Raw genomic sequence first — 6,298 nt, forward strand, 5'->3', positions numbered from 1 at the left:
CAGCTAATATTTTAGTTAAAGTAGCGATAAAACTAGGTCTAGACCTCAGTGGAATCAGTAGGGTGTCTTTGATAGCACCGTTGAAGGTTCGTTTGTGGACTATTCAAGAATCCCCCGGCTTTTAGCCGTGGGGAGTATCAAGGAAATTTCTATAAATGTTTCTTTTTGGGAACTCTAACTATATATAGCAGTCTGATTTAATTCATGAACACAGCTTCTTTTCAAACCGCACACACAAAACCTGTATTTAGAGTATTAATACTTAACAGAAACTTATATTTCTCGATCACCGTCTTCTGTGATAGTCAAATTTCTTTGGTATTTCGGTTTTTATAATCTTGCTGATGATGTTGGTTTCTACCTGTCCTTCATTCACCTATTATATCCTCAATATTTATCCAGTAATTATGGATGAGCATCCGGCAACTTAAGTAAGTCGGCATGAAAAAAACAAGCTATGTCACAAAATGTAAAATGCCTAAAAACCTCATCCCTCCTGCCTTCTGCCTCCTGCCTTGCCACAACGATAAATTTCAACGCCTACCTACTTAACTTCATTACGAGATCATAGTGGGTATTTTCCAAGATGAGGATTCAATAACACACTTAAATATGATTGTTATTTCCAGAAACACAGAGAATAAAACACTGGGAACTAGGTACAATTAAGAACCAGCAAAGTCCAGGGAGAGGTTAATCATCTCATGACCACAGACAACTGACCATTGACTAAAGAAAAAAATTTTAATATCAAATATTAGCGGCTGAGAATAACCTGGTATTAGAGAATAGTAATCGAAAAATCCCCAATTAAAAACCAAATTATTATCAGTGGTGACAGTATGCAGATTTGCCAAAAATGTGGAATTGAGATATTGATGACTTTACTTTTACAAATGTAACTCAGGAGAAATAACTTTGAAACTACACTACTTATTGCCCGGTACTGTTGGAACAGTTCTTTTACTATCTTCCCCCACCTTAGCCGCCAAATTAGAATCTTGGCGATTTGATAAAAATCTCAACCGCCTAGAAATTAATACTTCTGGTGCTGTACAACCCCAAGCAAAACTAATTTTTAACCCCACACGCTTGGTAATTGATTTACCAAACACTCAATTTGGGCGATCGCAAACCCAAACCATAGGCGGAGCTATTAGAGCAGTACGGATTGGACAGCTTGATCCACAAACAACCCGCCTAGTTATAGAACTCACCCCCGGTTATACCGTCAACCCCCAAGAAGTTAAATTTGTCGGCATCAATCCCCGACGCTGGACAGTACAACTACCCAAGCCAGAAATTGAAGAACTACCGCCCACTGCTAGTAATAATACATATAATTTAGCCACCATCGATTCCCAAAGTTCCCCAACTCAACCGGAATTTTCCACAGCAGCCAATATCACACTAGGAACTACTCAAATTCAGAGAGTACAAACAACAGGAGATGGGTTTTTTATTCGTACCAGTGGCGGTAATCCTCAGATTAAGGCCAATCGTAGCCTTGATCGCACCACCATATTTATGGATATTGCCAACGCTACCCTATCACCAGAACTAACACAAAAAAATTTAGCCATCAATAAGCATGGTGTCAGCCGCATTGAATTTACCCAACTGCGAACCACTCCCAGCAGTGTCCGCATGACATTACGGTTAGACAAAAATAGTCCCGACTGGGAAGTAATAAGCAGTAGTGCTGGCGGATTGGTTCTATTACCAACTAAAGGAGTTGTGCGCTTACCTCAAAGTATTAGTCCATCAACACCTGTTTCCACCCCTAACAAACCCATAGTTGCTAATAACTCCCCAGCCACTATCGAGTCTGTAGAATTAGCTGGTAATGGCACACAACTACTAATTAGAGCCGATCAAAATTTATCCGCTACTGGTGGCTGGGACAGAAGCTCTGGACTATATCGCATCACCATCGAAAATGCTAAATTAGCTCCCAGAGTCCAAGGACCGTCCCTAGAAGCCAATAGCCCTGTCCTGAGAGTCAGGTTGCAACCCCAAGCCCCCAACACCGTAGTTATTTTTGTCCAACCAGCATCAGGAGTCAGAATTGGCGAACTCAACCAAGTCGGTAACGAACTTTTAGCTTTACAATTAGAAAGATATCGTCAAGTTAGACCCCCCATTAGCCTACCCCCCTTACCATCTCCCAACAGCGGGCAATTACCAGATCCAAATATCAAGAATCCCCAGCCACGTCCCCGCCCCTCCGTTCCCAAAGGCAAATTATTAGTGGTGATTGACCCTGGACATGGTGGTAAAGACCCCGGAGCAATTGGTATTGGTGGAACACGAGAGAAAGATATAATTTTACCTATTAGCCTGAGAGTCGCAGAAGTTTTACAGCAAAACGGAGTACAAGTGTTATTAACAAGGGATTCTGATTATTTCGTCAGCCTCCCCGGACGAGTACAAATGGCGGAAAGAGCTAACGCGGATGTATTTGTCAGCATTCACGCCAATTCAGTCGGTCTCAATCGTCCCGAAGTTAGTGGTTTAGAAACTTATTATTATGACAGTGGCTTGGGCTTGGCTCGTGCCGTTCATAATAGAATTCTCCAAAGTGTCAATGTTAGAGACAGGAGAGTGCGAAAAGCTAGATTTTATGTCCTTAGAAAAATTTCTATGCCCTCAATTTTAGTAGAAACAGGTTATCTCACTGGTAGGGAAGATATTGCTAAACTGAGAAATCCAACTTATCAAAATCAAATGGCTGAGGCGATCGCTCAAGGTATTCTTCAGTACCTGAGACAAAGATAAGTAATTTCTAATAATTCAGTAAGTCAGTAGAGACATTCCGGTGGAACGTCTTTCCGGTGGAACTTTTCTACTCAGGAGAATTATCAAATCAAGAATTAAAAGATTCGAGAATTTCACAAAAATATCAAACATAATACTCAGAGTCTTACTTCTTCTGCATTCTCTATTCTCCTGTATTCGTTGAGCGTCGCTCGTTAGCTCTAAAATTGATTTGCCTGACGACAACATGGCACAATCAAAAACATAAGCTATAATATTACGCCATTAACTGTGGTGTCTGGCTCCCAGTGCCAAGCGCCAGTGTGGACGGGAAAGGTGTGAGGATTTACAAGGATGTTGAAATATTTACGGATTCCATGAATGCAAATCAGGAGTAAAAACTTTGAAACTACAGTGGTTAATACCCAGCACTGTTAGCACCATCTTCTTGCTATCATCGCCAGCTTCGGCAGCTAGACTAGAATCTTGGCGATTTGATACCAATCAAAACAGACTAGAAATCAACACATCTAGTCCTGTACAACCCCAAGCGCAACTCATTTTTAACCCTACTCGGTTAGTAATAGATTTACCAGGGACTAGCTTGGGTAGTCCCCAATTAACCCAACAAATAGGCGGAGCAATTCGCGCTATTCGCATTGGACAGTTTGATCAACAAACAACACGGGTAGTTGTAGAACTGAATCCTGGTTATACTATTGACCCCAACCTAGTCAAATTTACACCCTCTACTGGTAGTCGCTGGATTGTACAATTACCAAATCTAGAAGCTGATGTAGTCCCTGTAACCGCTTCTGCCAATCAACCCCCAGGAGAAACACCAACACTCACCCCCAAAAATACTTACAATATGGTGACAACAACTGCTGTCAGCATACCTAACCAAGACATAGCCGCTAACACCAGTGGGGGGATAGTTCAAATTGAACATTTGCGAATTACAGGAGATGGTTTTTTTGTTGATACCAGTGGTGGTAATCCCCCCCCAAATATATTTAAAATTCAAGTTAATCGCAGCGAAGATAACCGCACTATAAATGTTGACATTGCTGGTGCAGCTTTATCACCAAATCTAGAAAAACGAGATTTGTTGATTAATCGCTATGGTGTCAAACGCATCCAACTTACCCAACTACCAAATAAACCACCTGCTGTCCGCATGATCTTACAGGTGGATAGTAACAGCCCCGACTGGCGGGTAACAACCGGCAGTAATGGTGATTTTATGGTACTACCTGATCGTCTTGCCGATCTGTCTAAAATTAAAGAAAATCAATCCCCTGTACAAAATGTCAACAATTCCCCAGCCACTATTGAGTCTGTGGAATTAGCGGCTAATGGTACACAATTACTCATTAGAGCCGATCAAACTATATCCGCTACCAGTGCTTGGGATAGAAGTTCTGGTTTATTTCGGATCACTATTCCTAATGCTAAATTAGCTGGTAAGGTAAAAGGACCTGCTTTTGATGCTAATAGTCCTGTGCTGAGGATACGCCTACAACCACAAGCGCCTAACAATGTAGTTGTCTTGGTTCAACCTGCATCCGGTATACAAATCGGCGAACTTAACCAAGTGGGAGAGCAAATTATAGCTTTGCAATTACAAAACTCTCGGCAGCTACAACCGCCTATTACTCTACCTCCTTTACCTAGAAACCAAGGACAGCTACCAGACCCAGTTATCGAAAATCCTCAACCACAACCTCAGCCACGCTTCTCAGTTCCCAAAGGGAAAGTTATAGTAGTGATTGACCCCGGACATGGCGGTAAAGATTCGGGCGCTCCTGGTTTGGGCGGTTTGTTAGAAAAGGATGTCATTCTGCCCATTGGTAAGAGAGTGGCGCAAATTTTGCAGCAAAATGGCGTACAAGCTGTAATGACGCGAGATGCTGACTTTTTCGTAGAACTACAAGGAAGGGTAGATATAGCTAATAGGGTAAATGCGAATTTATTTGTGAGTATTCACGCCAATTCAGTTGATAATCGTCCCGATGTCAATGGCTTAGAAGTATATTATTACGACAGTGGTTATGGTCTGGCGGAATCTGTTCGCAAGACTATTCTCCAAGATATTAGTACCATCAAAGATAGAGGCACACGTAAAGCCAGATTCTATGTACTTAGGAAAAATTCTATGCCAGCAATTTTAGTTGAAACAGGTTACATGACTGGTCGTGAGGACAATCCCCGTCTAGGATCTCCAGCATACCAAAATCGCATGGCTGATGCGATCGCTCGTGGTATCCTCAATTACCTAAAGCAACGATGAGGTAATTGGTGATTGGTGATTGGTGATTGGTGACTGGGTAAAATTATTCCCCATTCCCTATTCCCAATCATTAGTAGTCAATAAGCAAATTGTCTGCTAAATTCTGTATTTTAAAATAGCAACATCTAAATCAATATTTGCCTGTGTTTTCATCTTCCATTTTTGAAGGTAATCTTGACAATTTTTCGGAGCAGGAAGCTCAACGCTCTCCCATTGGGGTGTTTGACAGTGGTGTAGGTGGGCTGACGGTACTGCGACAAATCTATAAACAACTTCCCAATGAATCAATTATTTATTTTGGGGATACTGCTCATCTTCCCTATGGTATTCGTTCACAAGCTGAAATTTTACAATATGTGAGGGCAATACTGAACTGGATGCAGCAGCAACGGGTGAAAATGGTGATTATGGCTTGTAACACTAGTTCTGCTTTAGCCCTAGAAAATGTCCGTCAAGAATTTAATCTTCCCATTATGGGAGTAGTCCTACCAGGAGCAAAGGCCGCAGTACAAATGGGTAAGCGAATAGGTGTTATTGCTACCCCTGCTACTGCTAAAAGCAATGCCTATCGTCAGGCAATGATGGAAATTAAACCTGATGTCCAAGTCTGGCAAGTTAGTTGTCCAGAATTTGTCCCCCTGATTGAGCAAAATCGCATTCACGATCCTTATACTACTGAAGTTGCTAGTGCTTATCTTGAACCTTTACTTAAACAGGAAATTGATACTTTAATTTATGGCTGTACCCATTATCCACTTCTAGCACCTGTATTACGATCGCTCCTCCCTGCTCACGTCAAGTTAGTTGACCCTGCTGTTCATGTTGTTACAGCTTGCGCTCAAGACTTAGACTTATTAAACATCAGGAATAATCACCTACCAATGCCTACTCGCTTTGCTGTCAGCGGTTGTCCCCAACAATTTGCTCAGTCTGGATTACAGTGGTTAGGCTATACCCCTCTCGTAGAAAAGATACACTTGACTGATGCTACTGTCTGATTCATTTACGCTGAACACATCTGAACATTGATCAACAATCCTCGATATGTAACGATTGCATCAGGACAATGCTCATAAGTCGGGCTTGCTGAATAAACTCAAAACCTTAATAAATCAAGGGTTTCAGGTGGAAAATCAGGAAATCAGTGCAGGATTTTTCAGGGGTATACTCCTAAAAGCGTGCATTTTCCGGGTGAAATTTCAAAGAATTGGTTACTAACAGATCACCCAAACTCTTGCCTATTCCCTA

General features: G+C 41.7%; 3 protein-coding genes. All 3 read left to right on the forward strand.

The window, feature by feature from the left end; genetic code table 11:
- Positions 1 to 918 precede the first annotated feature (918 nt).
- Positions 919 to 2,778: an N-acetylmuramoyl-L-alanine amidase gene (locus PN497_RS17735; protein WP_096565818.1), complete on the forward strand. Its 1,860-nt coding sequence runs from the start codon at positions 919 to 921 to the stop codon at positions 2,776 to 2,778.
- A 382-nt stretch (positions 2,779 to 3,160) separates the two neighbouring features.
- Positions 3,161 to 5,050 (forward strand): N-acetylmuramoyl-L-alanine amidase, encoded by a 1,890-nt coding sequence (locus PN497_RS17740; RefSeq protein WP_096565820.1) that lies wholly within the window; start codon positions 3,161 to 3,163, stop codon positions 5,048 to 5,050.
- A gap of 143 nt (positions 5,051 to 5,193) precedes the next feature.
- Entirely contained in the window at positions 5,194 to 6,048 is an 855-nt protein-coding gene (gene murI / locus PN497_RS17745) for a glutamate racemase (protein ID WP_096565822.1), read from the forward strand.
- Positions 6,049 to 6,298 lie beyond the last annotated feature (250 nt).

Origin of the sequence: Sphaerospermopsis kisseleviana CS-549, from assembly GCF_028329225.1 — a bacterium.
Lineage (GTDB): Bacteria > Cyanobacteriota > Cyanobacteriia > Cyanobacteriales > Nostocaceae > Sphaerospermopsis > Sphaerospermopsis kisseleviana.